The organism is Desulfobaculum sp. SPO524, from assembly GCF_044987625.1.
Classification (GTDB): domain Bacteria; phylum Desulfobacterota; class Desulfovibrionia; order Desulfovibrionales; family Desulfovibrionaceae; genus Desulfobaculum.
Window position 1 is genome coordinate 132,696 of sequence record NZ_JBJDSB010000002.1, and the last position, 17,253, is coordinate 149,948.

At 65.0% G+C, this 17,253-nt stretch carries 15 protein-coding genes; 5 read left to right on the plus strand and 10 right to left on the minus strand.

Translation table 11 applies throughout. The features are described 5' to 3' along the window. Nucleotides 1-225: 225 nt before the first annotated feature. The 3 genes from ACI3L3_RS06160 to rplM form a co-directional block, all read right to left on the minus strand. Nucleotides 226-1,491 (minus strand): radical SAM protein, encoded by a 1,266-nt coding sequence (locus ACI3L3_RS06160; protein WP_404844236.1) that lies wholly within the window; start codon nucleotides 1,489-1,491, stop codon nucleotides 226-228. A gap of 107 nt (nucleotides 1,492-1,598) precedes the next feature. Next, entirely contained in the window at nucleotides 1,599-1,994 is a 396-nt protein-coding gene (gene rpsI, locus ACI3L3_RS06165) for a 30S ribosomal protein S9 (RefSeq protein ID WP_404844237.1), read from the minus strand. Nucleotides 1,995-2,021: 27 nt separating this feature from the next. Further along, entirely contained in the window at nucleotides 2,022-2,450 is a 429-nt protein-coding gene (rplM, locus tag ACI3L3_RS06170) for a 50S ribosomal protein L13 (RefSeq protein ID WP_404844238.1), read from the minus strand. A 245-nt stretch (nucleotides 2,451-2,695) separates the two neighbouring features. Between rplM and ACI3L3_RS06175 the strand changes: the two genes are divergently transcribed. Further along, complete coding sequence (locus ACI3L3_RS06175) at nucleotides 2,696-3,973, plus strand: HD domain-containing protein (protein ID WP_404844239.1); 1,278 nt, start codon at nucleotides 2,696-2,698, stop codon at nucleotides 3,971-3,973. A gap of 170 nt (nucleotides 3,974-4,143) precedes the next feature. Here the strand turns inward: ACI3L3_RS06175 and ACI3L3_RS06180 are convergent, their stop codons facing one another. Continuing rightward, nucleotides 4,144-4,929, minus strand: a complete 786-nt coding sequence (locus tag ACI3L3_RS06180; protein ID WP_404844240.1) for a substrate-binding periplasmic protein — start codon at nucleotides 4,927-4,929, stop codon at nucleotides 4,144-4,146. A gap of 304 nt (nucleotides 4,930-5,233) precedes the next feature. Between ACI3L3_RS06180 and thiM the strand changes: the two genes are divergently transcribed. The 4 genes from thiM to glpB all read left to right on the plus strand — a co-directional run bounded on the left by thiM (nucleotide 5,234) and on the right by glpB (nucleotide 9,823). Next, a complete protein-coding gene (gene thiM, locus ACI3L3_RS06185; protein WP_404844241.1) occupies nucleotides 5,234-6,064 on the plus strand; it encodes a hydroxyethylthiazole kinase in 831 nt (276 codons plus the stop codon). Further along, nucleotides 6,061-6,717: a thiamine phosphate synthase gene (gene thiE / locus ACI3L3_RS06190; RefSeq protein ID WP_404844242.1), complete on the plus strand. Its 657-nt coding sequence runs from the start codon at nucleotides 6,061-6,063 to the stop codon at nucleotides 6,715-6,717. The genes thiM and thiE overlap by 4 nt, the downstream gene beginning before the upstream one ends. A 236-nt stretch (nucleotides 6,718-6,953) precedes the next feature. Then, complete coding sequence (gene glpA / locus ACI3L3_RS06195) at nucleotides 6,954-8,525, plus strand: anaerobic glycerol-3-phosphate dehydrogenase subunit GlpA (protein WP_404844243.1); 1,572 nt, start codon at nucleotides 6,954-6,956, stop codon at nucleotides 8,523-8,525. After that, nucleotides 8,525-9,823 carry a glycerol-3-phosphate dehydrogenase subunit GlpB gene (glpB, locus tag ACI3L3_RS06200; RefSeq protein WP_404844244.1) on the plus strand — a complete coding sequence of 433 codons (1,299 nt, stop codon included), beginning with the start codon at nucleotides 8,525-8,527 and terminating at the stop codon, nucleotides 9,821-9,823. Before glpA ends, glpB begins: the two co-directional genes overlap by 1 nt. Before the next feature lie 82 nt (nucleotides 9,824-9,905). Here glpB and ACI3L3_RS06205 read toward each other — a convergent pair whose 3' ends face one another. The 6 genes from ACI3L3_RS06205 to ACI3L3_RS06230 form a co-directional block, all read right to left on the minus strand. Then, a complete protein-coding gene (locus ACI3L3_RS06205) occupies nucleotides 9,906-10,652 on the minus strand; it encodes a UPF0280 family protein (RefSeq protein WP_404844245.1) in 747 nt (248 codons plus the stop codon). A 6-nt stretch (nucleotides 10,653-10,658) separates the two neighbouring features. Then, nucleotides 10,659-11,876, minus strand: a complete 1,218-nt coding sequence (locus ACI3L3_RS06210) for a hypothetical protein (protein ID WP_404844246.1) — start codon at nucleotides 11,874-11,876, stop codon at nucleotides 10,659-10,661. A 153-nt stretch (nucleotides 11,877-12,029) separates the two neighbouring features. Continuing rightward, complete coding sequence (locus ACI3L3_RS06215; protein WP_404844247.1) at nucleotides 12,030-14,138, minus strand: GNA1162 family protein; 2,109 nt, start codon at nucleotides 14,136-14,138, stop codon at nucleotides 12,030-12,032. Nucleotides 14,139-14,382: 244 nt separating this feature from the next. Beyond that, nucleotides 14,383-15,495, minus strand: a complete 1,113-nt coding sequence (locus ACI3L3_RS06220) for a glycosyltransferase family 4 protein (protein ID WP_404844248.1) — start codon at nucleotides 15,493-15,495, stop codon at nucleotides 14,383-14,385. Continuing rightward, on the minus strand, nucleotides 15,492-16,592 hold the full coding sequence (locus ACI3L3_RS06225) for a glycosyltransferase family 4 protein (protein ID WP_404844249.1): 1,101 nt from the start codon (nucleotides 16,590-16,592) through the stop codon (nucleotides 15,492-15,494). The genes ACI3L3_RS06220 and ACI3L3_RS06225 overlap by 4 nt, the downstream gene beginning before the upstream one ends. A gap of 294 nt (nucleotides 16,593-16,886) precedes the next feature. Further along, nucleotides 16,887-17,252, minus strand: coding sequence for a molybdenum cofactor biosynthesis protein MoaE (locus ACI3L3_RS06230; RefSeq protein WP_404844250.1), 366 nt, complete (start codon nucleotides 17,250-17,252; stop codon nucleotides 16,887-16,889). Between the last annotated feature and the right edge of the window lies 1 nt (nucleotide 17,253).

Genomic DNA, 17,253 nt, shown 5'->3' on the forward strand with positions numbered 1-17,253 from the left:
CAAGGACTGGTTTTTGCTCAGCGTAAGTTGTCAGACGACTGCAAAGCGTAGGGGGATCGGTCACTTTCCGGCGTGCAGAGGCACGCTGCTGTGAGAATGGATTTCAGCGTGGCAGGGCAGGTGCAGAAGAGGCAGGGCAGGGTATGTGTTGTCCTGCAACGCAGAACGGGCGGCATCCAGTGGATGCCGCCCGTCTTTGTGGCGCGTGGTGTGCCCGTCTCCGGCTTAGCCGAGGAATGGGTTGAAGTAGCCGAAGTTCAGCCACGGGGCGGCCTTTTTCAGCCGCTTTTTGAAATGCTTAAAGCCCATGTTCGCGCCGGGGGCGTAAGGCAGGGCGATGTCGAGGTAGAGCTCGGGGTCCAGGTTGAGATTGCGAAGCTGGATGAAGTCCACCTTGAGGTCGCTTACGAAGTCCTGGAGCATGCCCAGTTCGCCCTCGGTGTCGTTGACGCCGGGGAAGAAGAGGTAGTTCAGGGACACGAACAGGCCGTTCTTTTTGGCCTCGCGGATGGTCTCCTTTACCTGCTCCAGCCCGTCGTAGCCTGCGGGGCGGTAATAGGCGTTGTAGAGGCCGGGGTTGGCGCTGTTCATGGACACGCGAATGGAGTTCAGTCCGGCCTTGGCCAGCGGTTCCATGGTCTCGGGGCGGCTGGCGTTGGTGTTGATGTTCACCGTGCCTGTGCCGCCGGCCTTGCGGAAGGCGCGGATGGAATCCTCCAGAAGGCGGGCTTCCGTGAGGGGTTCGCCCTCGCAGCCTTGCCCGAAGGAGTAGACCGGGCGCTTCTTTTCGCGGCTGTTGTGCTCCAGCATCACTTCCACCACTTCCTGCGGCTTGGGGCGGAAGGAGATGCGGTTCTGCGGCGAGCAGAAGCCGGAGTCCTCGGGCTGGTGGGAAATACAGCCAACACAGCGGGCGTTGCAGGTCTGCGAGGTGGGCAGCGGGGCCTCAAAGCGCCCAAGGGCGAGGTTCTTGGCCGCGGGGCAGCCAAAGGTCAGCGCGCACCGGGCCAGATGTCCCATCAGGCGGTTGTCCGGATATTTTTTCAGGAGCTTTTGCGCGCCCTTTTCGATGCGCTCGTCCGGGATGCCGGAAAAGACCTGGCGCATATCCTCGTCCACTTTCTTGGCGGCCACCCAAAAGCGTCCGTTGGCGTAGCCCACGGCGGCGTAGGCCACCAGCGGCAGGATGGGGGCATCGTCCTGCGTGACGTAGGAGGACACGCCGGTGATGGTGTAGGCCGGGCAGACAAAGGCCGCCACGGCGTTTTCGTCCAGACAGATGGCTTCGCCGGTTTCTTCGTCAAAGCCGACGGCGCTGCGTCCGGGCAGAAGGAAAACGTCGCTGCCCTTGGGCAGGGGGGTGAGTTCATCCGGGCGGGGCAGGGCGAACTCGTCACCGCGGCGGGTCATCATGAGCAGGCCGGGATGGTCGTATATCTGGCCGGATTCGTCGGCGAAGAGCAGACGCGGCCGCACTTTGCTTGAAGCCATGGGCTACTGCACCTCAAAAAGTTGTGTGTGGGCCAAAGCCCGTGAAAAAGGGCGAATTCGCCATAGCGAATTCGCCCTCATAGCAGCAATCGAAGCGTAAGAAAATCTTAGCGCTTGGAGAACTGGAAGTTGGCACGTGCACCGCGCTGGCCGTACTTCTTACGTTCCTTGACGCGAGCGTCGCGGGTGATAAGACCAGCTTTCTTGAGCGGGCCGCGGAGTTCGGGATCGAACTCCATCAGCGCACGGGCGATGCCGTGGCGGACGGCCTGTGCCTGACCAGCCTGACCGCCACCAGAAACGTTGACCTTAACGTCGAACTTGCCGATCGTCTTGGTCAGGTTCAGGGGCTGGCGGATGATCATCTGCAGGGTGGCGCGGGGGAAGAAGTCCTCGTAAGGACGTCCATTGACCACAATCTGGCCGCTGCCGTTGTCGTAAAGACGGGTGCGGGCGACGGAGGTCTTCCTTTTACCGGTACCGTAGAAAAATTCGTTGCTCATAATGTATTTCTCCCTCACTGTACCGGACTAAACGTCCAGGGGCTTGGGCTGCTGAGAGGCGTGGGGATGCTCAGAACCAGTGTAGACCTTGAGCTTTTTGAGGATCTGACGACCGAGACGGTTCTTCGGCAGCATGCCGCGAACAGCCTTGATGATGACGTCCTCAGGCTTGGTTTCCAGCATGGTCCGGAGGTTGGCCTCGCGGATGCCGCCCGGGTAGCCAGTGTGACGGTAGTACATCTTCTGGTCCAGCTTGTGACCGGTCACCTTGATCTTCTCGGCATTGACCACAACGATGAAATCACCGCAATCCACGTGAGGCGCAAACTCGGGCTTGTGCTTACCACGCAGGCGGGTGGCAATCTCGGTGGCGAGACGGCCAAGGATTTTGTCTTCGGCGTCCACAACGAACCAGTCGTTGGTGACTTCCTCAGGCTTGGGGCTGTACGTTTTCATTGTAAAATCTCTCCTCGCTCGTGCTGGAACGAAGTGCCATATGTCGTTCTATATCACTGCCGGACGAGAAATGCACCGACAGCGCGACGAAAATTGTAACGGGACGGACAAGGTAACTGAAACCCCTCCGTTTGAAAAGCCCCCACGGCAAAAAAGTGAAAATTCAACGATTCCGGCGCTTGAGCTTTGTTTTCGGGCGACGTATCGTCTTCTTTCCCGCGTCTACAACCCCCTTTGGAGGGATTATGCCAAGCATTCGCAAGAGTCTTTTGCAGTTCGTGTTCTCCGGCGCATACATGAAGCGCTGGAACGACAAGCTCCGCCCCATGAACCTGTGCGAGCTGGATAAGCAGGGGCACAAGATGATGGTGGCGTGGGTGCTGTACGTCCTCAACTCCCGGAATCTTTCGCAGGAGGAGCGCATAGCCCTTGGCCTGCGCGTGATTGAGGGCGGACTGATTGATTACCTCTACCGCCTTGTCATAACCGATATCAAGCCGCCCGTCTTCTACAAGATTAAGGAGAACCCGGAGCACTACCGCCAGCTGTCCCTGTGGGTGCTGGAGCAGCTTTCTCCGCGCCTTCAACCCCTTGGCGGCTCGTTTTGGAAGCGCCTTGAAACCCGCCTGACCACGGAGCGCGACGGGCAGGACCTGGCCGACCGCATCCTTGAGGCCGCGCATCTCTACGCGTCCAGTTGGGAGTTTGGCCTTATCCGCGGGCTGGGCACGTGGGACGACGAAAAGGCTGGGATTGATGAAAATTTTGCCCAAAAGCTTGCGGCGCTAAACGATCTTGAAGGCGTGAAAGAGTTGACTCAGGGCCTTGGCCTGAGTGGCGAATCGCCGGATGAAACAAAGCCCCCGCTCTCGCACTTCGCCCACCTGTGCGGGCAGTTGCGCTTTCAGACCAGATGGTCCCAGACCCCGCGCATTCCCGAAACCTCGGTGCTGGGGCATTTGTTCACCGTGGCGGCGTATTCCTACTTTTTCAGCATTGCCGCCGATGCCGGGCGCACCCAGCGCGTGAACAACTTCTTTGCCGCCCTCTATCATGACCTGCCCGAGGTGCTCACCCGCGATATCATCTCGCCGGTAAAGCAGTCCGTGGAGCCGCTTGCCGACCTCATCAAGGAATACGAGGACAGCGAGCTGGAGCGCCGCGTGTTTGCCCGCCTGCGCAGTGGGGACTACAGCGACATTGCCGACCGGCTGGAATACTATCTCGGCATCAAAACCGGCTCGGAATTTACGGCCACGGCGTGGGTGGACGGCAATCCCGTGAGCGTCACGCGTGAGGAATTGGCCCACCAGTACGACAGCGCGGCCTTTGACCCCAAGGACGGCGAAATGATCAAGGTCTGCGACCACCTTGCGGCCTTTGTGGAGGCCTACACCGCGGTGCGCAACGGCATAACCTCCGACCAGTTGCAGGAAGCTGTGTGGCGCATCAAGCGGCAGTACGCCTCGGTGAGCCTTGGCGATGGCCTGCATATAGGCGCGCTGCTTGCGGATTTTGACTGACCTTTGTTCCCGCCGCGCGGCTTGCGCCGAGAAGGACTCCGCACCCGCGCGCCAGCCTTAAGCGCGGTGCTGAGCGCTTGCGCGGCTGGCCGCATTCCCCAAAAAGATACGCCCCGGCGTCGGACGAACCGATGCCGGGGCGTTTTCATGTGCGAACAGGGCGCGCCGGGCTAATAGCCCATAGTGTAGCGGGCGCGGATGTCCTCGATGCTGCCATCTTGAATCATGGAAATGATGGCGGGGCCGAGGGAGCGGGCGGCCTTCTGGTGCTCGGATTTCTTGGACACGGCGAAGTAGACCGGGTCGTAGCCCTTGTAGCGGATGCCCGTGCGGGCGACGCGGCGGGCCTCGTCCTGATGGGTGGCCAGCCAGTAGCCGCCTTCGGCTTCGGTGGTGGCTACGGCGTGCACCTGCCTGTGCAGCAGACGCGAGAAGGCGGTATCCAGCGAGTTGTAGCGCTTTTTGGCGATGCTTCGGTCTGTGGCGAACGGCTCAAAGGTTTTTTTGCCGCGCTGCACGGCCACATAGTGCCAGCGCAGTTTTTCATACCTCGGGTACTGGTCGGCGGTCTTTTTGAGGGCGTAGACCACGTGGTTACGTCCGGTGAGGTAGGGCGGCGTGATAAGGTCGGCAAAGCGGTCAACGCCGCTTTCCTGCTGGATTTCCAACATCAGGTCCGCCGCGCCCTTGGCGAGCAGGCTATAGCACTTTTTGCGTGTGGTGTGGGTAAAGCTGAGGTCAATGCCCGCGCGGGATGCGGCCTCGCGCAGGATGTCCACGGCGATGCCTGTGGGCGCGCCGTTTTGCTTCATGCTCCATGGCGCGTCGTCGCTGTAGGCAACGGTGAGGGCGGCCGCATGGGCAGCGCCCGCGCCAAAGACGAGAAGCACGGCCAGCAGCAGGGCAGGGGCAAGGCGCCGGATGGTGTGGGGAAGGTGCGTGTGAATGTGGAGCATAGTCTCGGTGATTGTGTGGCCGGATGGTCCGGCTCTGTCATTGCGTTATGGCGAAAGGCGCGGGGCGCGCCGCAGGATGCGCCGCAGGATCCGAGCCAAAAGGCCCGGCTGAAGGGCGCTCCGGCAGAATTGCCAACGATGCCGAAGCGTTTTGCGCCCCCCTTGCGGAGGCTGACTGTGCAGTATCTCGGCGTGAAAGACAAGCTGTCTCACGGGAGCGGGTGGGAATTGTGGGGGCAGGGCGCTTCCAACCGCTGGGGATGCTGTGTAAAATGCCCCCCAACACTTTGCGAAGGAGACGCCAATGACGGAACTCTCACAGGTTTGGTCCAGCGTGTGCCGCGTGCGCGAGCGCGGGCCGCTGGTGCATAATATTACGAATTTTGTGGTGATGAATACCACGGCCAACGCCCTGCTGGCGGTTGGCGCGTCCCCCATCATGGCCCATGCGCCGGAGGAAATGGCGGACCTTGTGGGCATTGTGGACGCGCTGGTGCTGAACATCGGCACCCTGTCGCGCCCGTGGCTGGACAGTATGCAGTGCGCCGGGGAGCAGGCGCTCTCCCGTGGTATTCCCGTGGTGCTGGACCCTGTGGGCGCAGGGGCCTCGCGTCTGCGCACGCAGGCCGCGCGGGAGCTGACCGAACAGGTGCGCCCTGCGGTTCTGCGCGGCAATGCCTCGGAGATTTTGGTTCTGGCGGACGCGCTTGGTGTGCATCCTGCCGGAGCACAAGAGGGCGCGACCAAGGGCGTGGACAGCACGCAGGAAACCTTGGCGGCGGCCCCGGTAGCCATGGCGCTGGCGCGCAAAACCGGCGCGGTGGTGTGCGTGAGCGGTGAAAAGGACGTCATCACTGATGGCGAGGCCCAGTGCATTGTCCACGGCGGGCACGCACTGATGCCGCGCGTGACTGGCCTTGGGTGTACGGCCACCAGCCTTGTTGGCGCGTATGCGGCCCTTGGCGGAACGCCCCTTGAGGCGGCGGTGGACGCCATGGCGGTGATGAGCACGGCAGGCAGTATGGCCGCCCGGCGCGCCGAAGGTCCGGGCACCATGCAACTGCACTTTCTGGACGCGCTCTACACCCTCACCGAGGCGGACCTCAGCGCCCACGTGCGGCTGGAGTGGGCATGAGCGCGCGGTACAGCTTTGACCTTGGCGTATACCTCGTGACGGATACGGCGCTGTGCGGTGAGCGCGGCGTGGAGCGCACGGTGCGCGAGGCCGTGGCGGGCGGGGCAACCCTTGTCCAACTGCGCGAGAAGCACCTTGGCACGCGCGACTTTGTAGACCGCGCCCGCGCGCTGATGGCCGCCATTGACGACACGGACGTGCGCCTGCTCATTAACGACCGCGTGGATGTGGCCCTTGCCTGCGGCGCGCATGGCGTCCACGTGGGACAAAGTGATATGCACGTGGAGGACGTCCGCCGCCTTGTCGGCCCGCGCGCCATCATCGGCCTGTCCGTGGAGACGCTGGACGACGTGCGCGCGGCCGAGGCGCTGGACGTGGACTACTACGGCGTCAGCCCCGTGTTTGCCACCCCCACCAAAACCGACACCGCCGCGCCGTGGGGCCTTGAGGGGCTGCGTGGGCTGAAGGCGCAGACGCGGCGGCCGCTCGTTGGCATTGGCGGTATAGATGCCGCCAACGCGGCGGATGTGGTGACAAGCGGCGCGGATGGCGTGGCCGTGGTCTCCGCCATATGCGCTGCGCCTTCGCCGCGCGGGGCGGCGGCGGAGCTTGCAGTGACCGTAGCGCAGGCCAAAGCGTCCCGCAGAGGCTAAAGCGTGGACGGCTGGCAAATGCTCCGGGCCGGCAACGTTGCCCCGCAGGAGCATGCAGGGCCTGTTTGCCGCGCCCGGTGGAGGGGAAAATGAGGTTGACAGTCCCGCGATGACGCGCAATATCCCTTCCAAAACGTGAATCTATATCATACCATAGAACTATGCGCCCTCGCCTTGGCGGGGGCGTTATCCTTTGCGGATGCACGCCGTGAATGGATGTGCATAAGGAGATAATCGTGCGCACACAGGTTCTTATCATCGGCGGCGGCGCCACAGGCACCGGCATAGCGAGAGACCTCGCCCTGCGCGGCGTCCACTGCGTGCTGGCCGAGGCGCGGGACATTAACGCCGGGGCCTCCGGCGGCAACCACGGCCTGCTGCACTCCGGCGGCCGCTACGCCTTCACCGACCCCGAGGCCGCCTCGGAATGCCGCGAGGAAGGCAACATCCTCAAGCGGCTGGCCCCCCATTGCATTGAAGAGACGGGCGGCATCTTTGCCGCTGTGGAAGGCGACGACGAAGCCTACGCCGCGGATTTTGGCTCCTACTGCCAGAAGGCCGGCCTCTCGGCCACGGCCCTTGACCCCAAGGACGCCCGCGAAATGGAACCCGTCCTGTCGGAAAAGGTCATCGCCGCATGGCAGGTGGAAGACGCCACCATCGATCCCTTCCGCCTGTCGCTGGACAATATGGCCCACGCCGTCAGCCTTGGTTCGCAGTTTCTGCGCCGCACCAAAGTGACGGGCTTTGAGCGCGAGGGCGGGCGCATCACCGCGGCCAACCTTGTGGAGACCCGCACCGGACGCGAAGTGCGCGTGGAGGCCGACGTTATCGTCAACGCCGCCGGCGCGTGGTCCGGCGAAGTGGCGGCCATGGCTGGCGGACACATCGAGATGCTGTACGCACAGGGCACGCTGCTCATCACGCACTCGCGTATGTCGCAGCGCGTGCTGAACCGCCTGCGCAAGCCCGGCGACGGCGACATCCTTGTCCCCGGTGGCACGGTGTCCATCCTTGGCACTACCTCGGTGCGCGTGGACAAGCTGGACGACATCCGGCCCACCATCGACGAAGTGGACCGGAACATTGACGAGATGCTCCCCCTTATCCCCTCCCTGGAGACCACCCGCTACGTGCGCGCCTACGCTGGCGTGCGCCCCCTTGTCAAAAGCGGCGGCAGCGGCAGCGACCGGACGGTCAGCCGTGGCTACACCCTGCTGGGGCACGAGGACGAAGGGCTGGACAACTTTATCACCATCACCAGCGGCAAGCTGACCACCTATCGCCTGATGGCCGAGCGCACCGCCGACCTCGTCTGCGAGCGCCTTGGCGTGAGCGAGCCGTGCCGGACGCGGACGGAGCCGTTGCCGCAGGCTTCTGCCGCCCGCTGGACCGAGCCGGGCGTGGCGCCGAAGATTTGGCTCAAGGGCCACGAGCGCGACGACCACCTGCTGTGCGAATGCGAGATGGTGCCGAAGTCCGCCGTGGATGAAATCATCGACTCCCTGAACACCGAAAACGGTGTGACGCCGGGACTGAAGGCGGTCGGCCGCCGCAGCCGTGTGGGCAAGGGGAGCTGTCAGGGCGCCATGTGCGGCCTGCGTCTGACCGGCCACATGTACGACCGCGGCATCTACTCCGGACCGGATGACCTGAACGGCCTGCGCGAGTTTATTGGCGAGCGCTGGCGCGGCAAACGCTCCATCCTGTGGGGCCCGCAGTTGGCGCAGGCCGAACTGCAGGAGGCTATCCACTGCGGCCTGTTCGATTTGGAACTTCGCACCGAGAAAGGCTCTGGGGAGGAGTAATGCCTGAGGAGAATATTTTGCATTGTGACGTGATGGTCATCGGCCGCGGCATTGCCGGAATGGCCGCTGCCGTCTTTGCCAAGCAGCGCGGCCTTCGGGTGGCGCAGGCTGGCGTAACCGGCGAAAGCGTCTACACCAGCGGCGTGATGGACGTTATGGCCGTGCACCCCGTGAGTGAAGGCAAACTGTGGGACGATCCTTTCGCGGCCATGCGCGCCGTGAGCGAGGACGACCCGCGCCATCCCTATTCCCGCCTCAGCGAGGGCGAGGTTCGCGCCGCGTTTGGCGAGTTCCTCGGCTTCTTTGACGAGCGGGGCTTTGCCTACCGCATGGCGGAGTCCGGCAACAGCGATGTGCTCACCGCTATGGGCACCCTCAAGCGGAGCTGGGCCATCCCCGAGACCATGTGGGCCGGCGCCGAGGTGCGCCGTGACAAAAAGCCCTGCCTGTTTATTGGCTTCCGTGGCCTCAAGGGCTTTAGCCCGGACCTGCTCGCCTCCGTGCAGGGTGAAAACTGGCCCGGCCTTCGCGGCGCGGTGGTGGAATTCCCCGGCAGTGCGGAAAAGGGCGAGATTTTCCCCCAGCAGATGGCGCAGGCCCTGGAATTCTCCCGCAACCGCGAGGAACTGGCCGAGGCCATCCGCCCGCACCTTGGTGACGCGCAGGCCGTGGGCATGCCCGCCATCCTTGGCATCTACCACCCTCATGAGGTGATGGCGGATCTGTCCGAGCGTCTTGGCGTGCCGGTGTTTGAAATTCCGTCCCTGCCGCCCAGCGTGCCGGGGCTTCGCCTGAAGGAGGCCTTTGACAGCCGCATCGTTGACGACGGCGTGTCCTTGTTCCGCCAGAAGAAAGTCCTCTCCGTGCGCCATGACGCGGACGCCGACGAATTTGTCATGGAAGTGGGCTTTAATGAGCCGGAGTACACGGTGCACGCGCGCAGTGTGGTCCTTGGCACCGGACGCTTCCTTGGTGGCGGCCTGTTTGCCGAGCGCCGCAACATCACCGAATCGGTGTTCGGTCTGCCCGTCACCCAGCCGGAAGACCGCCACGCATGGCATGACAAGGACTTCCTGCGCCCCGGCGGCCACGCAGTGAACCGCTGCGGCGTGGAAACCGACGAATGCTTCCGCCCCCTCGGCGAGGACGGCGCGGCGGCCTACGCCAACCTCTACGCCTGCGGCGCCATCCTTGCGCATCAGGACTGGATGCGCGAAAAGTGCGGCTGCGGCCTTGCCATCTCGTCCGCCTACAAGGCGGTGACGGCCATCGCCGAAACCCTCGGCGCGGCCAAATAGCCCGCACAGACGACGCAAAGAAAAACGAAAGCCCCGGTTTATGCCGGGGCTTTTTTTGTTGGGAAATACGGGGGCGTGGGCGCTAGAGGGCGGTGAGTTCCATGTCGCCCCAGACGGTGATGGAGCCGCTGCACTGGGCGAAGACGCCGTCTATGCCGTGCTCGTGGAGGGACTGGGCGATGTCCGTGACGCGTTTGAGGTCGCGCTTGTCCCGGAGGATGTTGCACAGGGCGGTGGCGGCGGCGTCGGCAAGGCTGGCGTTTGCGGAGCGCACCACCACAAGGTCGCCGCTGCCAAGGCTGAGGGAGTGGCCGATGGTGGCGGAGGAGGCGCACAGGGAAAGCGGAAAGTCGTCCGCACCCAGGGCAAGGCCAATGCTGGCTTCCCCACTGGGGTCGGAAAGAATGGCGCAGGTGCGCGGGCGCGAGGAGCGCATGTACAGGTCGCCCCCGTTCTCCACAAGAATATCGCGGCTCAGCGGCGCAAGACGCTCAGCCACCATTTGCGAAACGGTTCCAGCGACGGCGGCCATGGGGCCGACACCGCACAGGCTGGCCGCGTGGGCCATGCGCTGGATGATGTCCGGGGCGGTTTCCGGCACGGCTATGGGCGTGAGGCTGGCGGCAAAGTCCGGCTGGAGGGTCATCCACGCCTTGAGCTGGCCGCGCAGGTCGTGCACGGCGTCGAGGGCCTGCGGAGCAAGGTCCTGCCCCGCAACGATAAACAGGTCCGTCTCTTCCACAACGACTTGAAACGCGGCTTCGCCGTCGCGGGCGCGGACGCCGCTGCGGTAGGCGCGGTGGGTGCTGGTATGTCTCGGGCTGGTCATGGGGCGCTAAAAGACCACGACCACGCGGCACTGGTCAAGAACGTTGCCGCCCTTGGCGCTGGCAAGGGAGCGCAAGAGGGCCGCATCCTGCGCGGAAAGTTCAATGTCCGAGCCGCGTCCGGTGCCGCGCAGGGTGAGCGGCGAGGCCCCGGCGCGGGTGGAGCGCTGGGCTGTGGCGATGTCTCGGTAATAGCGTACGTAGCCGGAGTTCACCGCGGTGGTGAAGTCCGTACCCGGTCCTGGGTAGACAACGCTGCCACGGGAGGTGAGGCGCGGTTTGAGGGATGGCAAAAAGTCCGTTCCCCGCGCGTCAATGACAATGCCTGTGGCCTGCGCGGACCGTGCGGCGGACTCGGGCGAGGGCAGGGGAATAGCTCCTGCGCTCGGCGTGGGGGTGCTGGCCGCAAGGCGCGGCGCTGGCGGCGCGGAAGGGCCGCTTGGCGTGGCCGGGCCTGCCGCCTGCGAGGGCGCGCGCGGGGCCTCGGGACCGCTGCGGGGGGCTGTTTGTGATGGAGCTGTGGCCTGCTGCTCAAGGGTGCGCAGGCGCTGGGCCATGTCCTCAAGGCGGTGCATGACGCGGTCCTTGCCTGTGGTGCCGTTGGCTGGGGCCGTGGCGGCCTTCTTGGGGACCTGTTGCAGTTGGGACAGGATGTCCTGCATGGCAAGGAGTTGATCTTCCAGCGAACTGAAACGGCGCTCAAGGCGGGCCTCGTCCGGCAGGTTGGTGCTGGGGCGGGCAGTGCCCGGCGCTGCGGCGTGGGCGCCCGGTGCGGCGCTCAGCAGGTCGCGGGCGAGGGCGCCGGTGAGGGGCAGGCTGACGGTCACCCGCATACTGCCGTTTGGCCGCTCATTTTCACGGTCCACCACCGCGCCGCGCAGCAGGCCGGAGATGGTGCTTTTGACGGTGTCGCTGGAGACGATGAGGTTGTCCACCACGGTGCTGGAGTCGATACGGACGTTTTTGATGACTTCCAGCAGGTTGCGGCGGGCGTCCAGCACGGCGGCGCGGCGCGCTGCGGCCCGTGCGTGGGATGGGTCCGTTGCCGTATGCGGCGGAATGCCCGTTCCCGTGGCCACCACGCGTTGCCGGTTCCAGTCGATATAGCCCATGGTGCCGATGAGTTCCTGCGTTGTGGGGTCCGCAAAGGCCGGGCCGCACAGCGCGGCCAGCAGAATGGCGGCCAACAGGATGGCGGTTGGGCGCGGGATGGGGGCGTATCGCATGGCGGCGTCCTTATGGGGCTGTTGCTTGTGGCAATGGGGTGCGCTCGTATTCAAAACGTATCCTTATGTTCGTCTGACGGTGCACCAGCGGAGCGTGATTTTTGTGCCGTGCGGGGCGCCGTGCGCTTTTGCCCGTCGTGCCGCGTATGGCGGTTATGGCGCGGGGCAGTCCGATGGGCGGGCGTCCAGCGCAGGATGAATGGTGACGCGGCCGAGAATGGTTCCGCCATCCGGCCCCGCCGCAAAATGGTTGCCTGTCAGGTCCACGGCCACGGGGGTAAAGCTTTGCACGTCAAAGGGCGTGTTGGCGGAAAAGCTGGTGCGGACAATACGCGGGGCGCAGCCTGCGCCTTCCATGACCAGCCCGCCCATGCCGCCGTTGCCGTGAATCAGGGTGCAGGTGATGCTGGGCCGCGCGCCCGCGCCAAGGTGGACCCCCGCCTGCGAGGACTCTGTAATGCGCAGCCCCGTGACCTCCGGCGCACAGTTGCGCACCGTCAGGCCTGTGGCCGCGCCGCTGATGGTGACATGGCTCAGGCTGGAGCTTTGCGCGCCATCAAGGACCACACCGGGCCATGTGCCGGGGCGCGCTGTGGCGGCGCTTGGCCCAAGGTGTACGGGGGATTCTGGCGCGCCGTGGCAGACCAACGAGCCGCCGCGGACGGTCAGCCCGCAGTCCGGGGCAAAGCGCAGGGCCGCGCCGGGACCGATATGCAGTTCACCGCCGGGGACGACCTCCAGCGGCGCACTCACGGTGTAGGGGCCGCGCTCTGCGGGCAGAAACAGCATGGCGTCAATGGTTCCGCCAAGGGTGCTGGATGTGGCGGCGGCGTCGACAATTCCCTCACGCGGGGCGGGGACGGCTTTTTCTGCGGGGCTGAATCCGCTGGTGTTGCCAGCGTGGTCGCGGGTCCGCACGCGCAGGAAAACGGGCAGAAAGTCCGTCAGGCCGCGCAGGGTGGCCGCGGTGTCCTGCACTGTGGCGTGTTTGGTAAAGCCCGACTGGCCCTCATGGCTGACCCATATTTCATAGGCGGCGATATCCGGCGCATCCGGGGCGGTCCACGCAAGGCGCACGCCCTGCGGCATGGAGGCGGCCGTCAGGCGCTGGGGCGCGGGCGGGGGCATGGTGTCGATGGTGATGGGAGCAGGAGCCACGGCCTCGGCGCGTGCTCCGGTATCCGCCAGCAGAAAACCGCGTGGGCGCAGGCGTGTAGTCTGGGTCTGCGGGGTGGGCACCCATGTGCCTTCGTAAATTTCCAATTGGTCGATGCGGGCAAGGGTGTCCGCCAGCACCTCCGGCGAGGGCGCAAGGCCTGCGGCGGCGTAGCGGTCGCGCACGGTGGCGAGGAGTTGCCCGCGCAGGTCGGCCTTGACGGCTTGCGGCACCGGCGTCATGGCAATGGCCGGACCGTCCGGCGTCATGCGGGCGTAGGCGCTGCATCCGGGCGCGCCCGCCATGCGCAGGGGCACAATGTCGCCTTCGCGAAAGGCGCGGCGGTTTCCCGCAATGGCAAAGAGGTCTATGCGCGGCGGCGCGGCGTCCACGGCTAGGCGCTGGGTGGGCGTGGCGATGGTGGCGGCCATTTCGCGGAACAGCTCGTCGGTTTCGCGCAGCAGTTGCACATCACGCAGGTTCCACAGGGATGAAAAAGCCCCCATGGCAAGGCCAATGGGCGAGATGGACACCCCGCCCCCGTATTCGCGGCTGACGTGCTCCGCCCGCCACAGCAGCGCGCCGTCGGACAGGCGCACCATACGCGCCGTGCATCCGACGGACACCTGCGAAACAAGCCCGGCGTAGGCGCGGTCAAAGTGCGTGACCGTGCCGAGGATGACAGCGTCCACGCCGAGGGCGTTTTTGAGGCGGGCGGGATTGTCATCAAGGGCGCGGTGCACGGCCTCCGCCGTATGCAGGCCCGCGCGGGTGAGGGCGGCGTCCGTGTCCAGCAGCTCCATATCCTTGTAGGGCAGGGCCGCAAAGTGGCGGTACATGCCGCGCCGCACAATGGCGCGCGGGTCCTCCTGCTCGGGCAGGGTGCGCCATGCGTCGTCCGCGCCCGTAAAGGGGAGGACGGCCACAGTGCGCGGCGGCGCGCTCAACAGGGCGTCTGTGTTTTCGTATTCACCGTTGAACACGGTGTACGGCGCTTCGGAGACGGGGCCGGACGCCTGCGGGGCGCGGCGCTGGCCGCCACACGCGGCAAGGGCGCAGGCCATGGCAAGAACAAGGCAGAAAAGCGTGGTGCGCTGACGGAACATGGGGTGGCGACTCCGGTGTCCTTGGTGGTTGGCATCGGGGGTGATGCCCTGCGGGGCATGATGCAAAAGCCGTCCCTGATCGCAGGAAAGTATGCCACGTCAGGCCCGTAGGGTGCAACGCATACTGCGCGAGAGGGCGTGCGCGGCGATGCGGCCCGTCCTGTGCGGGAAATTTGACGGCTGGCGGCGCATGGGCGGCGCAAAGAAAAACGCCGCGTCCAAGTCTAGGGCGCGGCGGAATGCATCAGGCGAGCAGTTCGTCCACAAGGTCCAGATAGGGCGGCAAGCCCGCCTTGACTGCCTCCGGCCAGACAAAGGCATCCGGGCGCGGGCTGTCCGCGGCGGTTTGCAGCATGGCGGCAAGGCCCTCATGGTCGGCGGAGTCCTCCAGAATGCGGTCCTCGGTGAGGAAGAAGCTGGAGCCGTTGTCGCGGGTGGAGATAACGCGCGCGCCGCTGGCAAGGGCCTCCAGCACGGCGTTGGAGCACGTGTCGTAAAAGGATGGCAGGCAAAAGATGTCGCTGGCACGGTACAGGCCGGGCATGTCCTCCACGCGGCCCAAAAAGTGGATGCGCTCCGCTACGCCAAGGGACTCGGCAAGGGCGCCGAAGCGCCCCGGATTGCGCCCGCCCGCCACAAACAGCTTAAAGTGCGGCGGCAGCATGGACAGCGCCCGCGTCAGGGTGCCAAGGCCCTTGAGGGCGAAATTTGTTCCGGCAAAGGAGATGGCAACATCCTGCGGGGCAAGGCCATACTCCTCACGCAGGGCGGCGCGCTCATCGTCCGTGGGGGCGCTGAAGCGCGAGAGGTCGGGCTTGTTGTAGATAATGCGCAGGTCGCGCTGGCTCAGCTCCGGGTGCGCCTCGATAAGCCAGTCGCGCACGCGGTGGGACACCGTGACGCACACGCGCTGGTTCTGCAGGGCTGTGGATTCCAGCTGGCGGATAAGGGCGTTGGCCGGGGCAAGGCGGCGGCGCGCCATCTTCCACGTGCGGGGGAATCCGGCCTCCCATGCGCGCTGGGACAGCCGCCAAAACACGGACAGCGGCCCGCCGCTCATACGCAGCACATCCTGCGCAATGGTCTTACCCATGGAGAAAGAAAGGTCATAGCCGCGCCGGGTTCTGGCGCGCTCCGCCGCGTAGGCGTACCATGCAATCTTGCAGGCGCGCGTCAGCGGGGGACGGCCGACGATGACCGGGGTTACGCCCTCCGGCGCGGGCACTTCCTGCCGCGCGCAGATGAAGTCCACCGCGTAGCCGCGCTGGGCAAGGGTGGTGGCAAGGCGCAGGGAAAAGCCCTCCGCGCCGCCGTAGGACGACAGCTTGGGCAGCATGACGGCTATGCGCGCGCTCATGACTGCTCCCCGTACACGGCAAGGGTTTGGTGGAGAAAATCATCCCCGGACAGCGTGGCTATGCGCGCGTTTTGCGCGGCGCGCAGCCTTAGCAGAAACTCCGGCGTGGTGGCCGTCAGGGTGAGGATGGTGGCCAGTCCCTTGACATCCGCAGACGGGAACATCGCCTCCGGGGCGAGCAGGTCCGGCATAACGCCGACGGGCGTGCTGACCAGCGGTACGCCGCAGGACATGAATTCCAGCGCGGCGCGGGCGATGGTCTCGGACCATTTGGAGGCGATAACGCCAACGTCGCAGGCGCAGATGCAGGCGGCCACGTCCGGGCAGTGCCCGGTGATGACCGTGATGTCCTCCACCCCGGCGTCGGCAATCCACTGGCGGACCTCGGCCTCGGAGGTGGCGGTCTCGAAGCCGATAAGCATGAGGCGGACGGCACTGATGCCGTTGTCGCGCATGGTGGCGACGGCCTGAATCAGCTCGCGTTGGCCTTTGACCTCGTCAAAGCGGCCCAGCAGGCCCACCACGTGGTGGCTGTCGGCAAAGCCGTATTGTTTGCGTACAGCGTCACGCCCGGTCTGTGTGAAGGCGAACTTGTCGCGGTCCACCCCGCCAAGGATGCAGTGCAGGCGCGCGGTGTCGATGCCGAACACATCGCGGAAATGAGTATACATGACGGAGTTTGTGGCGATGACCGCGTCGGCGCAGGAGCCGTGGAGCCAGCGGTTTGGCGCGTTGTCCTTCGGCAGGCGCTGGTCGCCGCGCGTGCGGACAAGGCGGAAGCCGCCGCCCAGCATTTTCCACAGGCCCCACAGCACAAAGGATTCCCCGCGGTGGCAGTTGACCACGTCCGGCTTGAAGGAGCGGACAAGGCGGCCAAGGCGCGCGATAACGCGCAGGATGGTGAGGGGATTTTTGCTGTTGAGGGGGATGGTCTGCACGTTGAGGCCCCATGCGAGGGCTTTGTCGTGCGTCTCCGTCCCTTCGAGGGCGACGACGAGAACGTCGTGCCCGGCGTCCTGCAGCAGGCGGCTGAGGAACAGGGCATACCATGAGGTGGCATTGAACCACCGGACGTTGACCACTTGAATGATGCGCATGTGGCCTAGTACGGATATTGCACAGGAATTGCAAGATGCTGCGTAGCCTCTTTTGCGGTGTCGGCCTTTTGGCGGCGGACGCAAGAGGGGCGGCACGCGGCGGCAAGGCCCATATGGGGCGGACTGCCGCGTTTTCCCCCGCCGCGCCTGTGCGCTTTGCGGTGCCGGGGTGAGCCGGGCGGGCGGTAGGATTTGCCTGCTCCGGGTGCGGAAAAAAGGGCGCACAGGCGAAAAGTGCCCGCACGCCCCAAAGCGCTATGAAGGAGCGCCGCCGTGGACGGCGGCGCTGGCCGGTTAGGCCAAGGTTTCCTTCTTTGTGACGGCTTCGGACTTGATGCGGTCGAGCAGTTCAGACAAAGTGGCCTTGACGTTCTCTCGGAAGTCGCCGGCCACAATGATGAACAGGGCGTCGTCGCCGGGTTTCATCATGCCGGAGTTGCCCTTGGCGATGCAGCGCCAGATGCCGGGCTTTTGCTGGTATTCGGCGCACAGGGCGTCAACTTTGTCCTGATCGGTGGTGATTTCCACACCCGTCACCACAGCCCCGTTCGACACACGGGAGGTGGCGCGCACAATGCCGTTGTGGCACAGCACCATGCCGACGTTTTTGGTGAATTCAGGGTCCTTTTTCAGTTCTGCTATAGTCTTGGAAAAGTCCATT

Bases quoted from the DNA above. Each gene is read 5' to 3' on its own strand.
- ACI3L3_RS06160 (WP_404844236.1), bottom strand. From the start codon at position 1,491: ATGGCTTCAAGCAAAGTGCGGCCGCGTCTGCTCTTCGCCGACGAATCC.
- rpsI (WP_404844237.1), bottom strand. From the start codon at position 1,994: ATGAGCAACGAATTTTTCTACGGTACCGGTAAAAGGAAGACCTCCGTC.
- rplM (WP_404844238.1), bottom strand. From the start codon at position 2,450: ATGAAAACGTACAGCCCCAAGCCTGAGGAAGTCACCAACGACTGGTTC.
- ACI3L3_RS06175 (WP_404844239.1), top strand. From the start codon at position 2,696: ATGCCAAGCATTCGCAAGAGTCTTTTGCAGTTCGTGTTCTCCGGCGCA.
- ACI3L3_RS06180 (WP_404844240.1), bottom strand. From the start codon at position 4,929: ATGCTCCACATTCACACGCACCTTCCCCACACCATCCGGCGCCTTGCC.
- thiM (WP_404844241.1), top strand. From the start codon at position 5,234: ATGACGGAACTCTCACAGGTTTGGTCCAGCGTGTGCCGCGTGCGCGAG.
- thiE (WP_404844242.1), top strand. From the start codon at position 6,061: ATGAGCGCGCGGTACAGCTTTGACCTTGGCGTATACCTCGTGACGGAT.
- glpB (WP_404844244.1), top strand. From the start codon at position 8,525: ATGCCTGAGGAGAATATTTTGCATTGTGACGTGATGGTCATCGGCCGC.
- ACI3L3_RS06205 (WP_404844245.1), bottom strand. From the start codon at position 10,652: ATGACCAGCCCGAGACATACCAGCACCCACCGCGCCTACCGCAGCGGC.
- ACI3L3_RS06210 (WP_404844246.1), bottom strand. From the start codon at position 11,876: ATGCGATACGCCCCCATCCCGCGCCCAACCGCCATCCTGTTGGCCGCC.
- ACI3L3_RS06215 (WP_404844247.1), bottom strand. From the start codon at position 14,138: ATGTTCCGTCAGCGCACCACGCTTTTCTGCCTTGTTCTTGCCATGGCC.
- ACI3L3_RS06220 (WP_404844248.1), bottom strand. From the start codon at position 15,495: ATGAGCGCGCGCATAGCCGTCATGCTGCCCAAGCTGTCGTCCTACGGC.
- ACI3L3_RS06225 (WP_404844249.1), bottom strand. From the start codon at position 16,592: ATGCGCATCATTCAAGTGGTCAACGTCCGGTGGTTCAATGCCACCTCA.
- ACI3L3_RS06230 (WP_404844250.1), bottom strand. From the start codon at position 17,252: ATGGACTTTTCCAAGACTATAGCAGAACTGAAAAAGGACCCTGAATTC.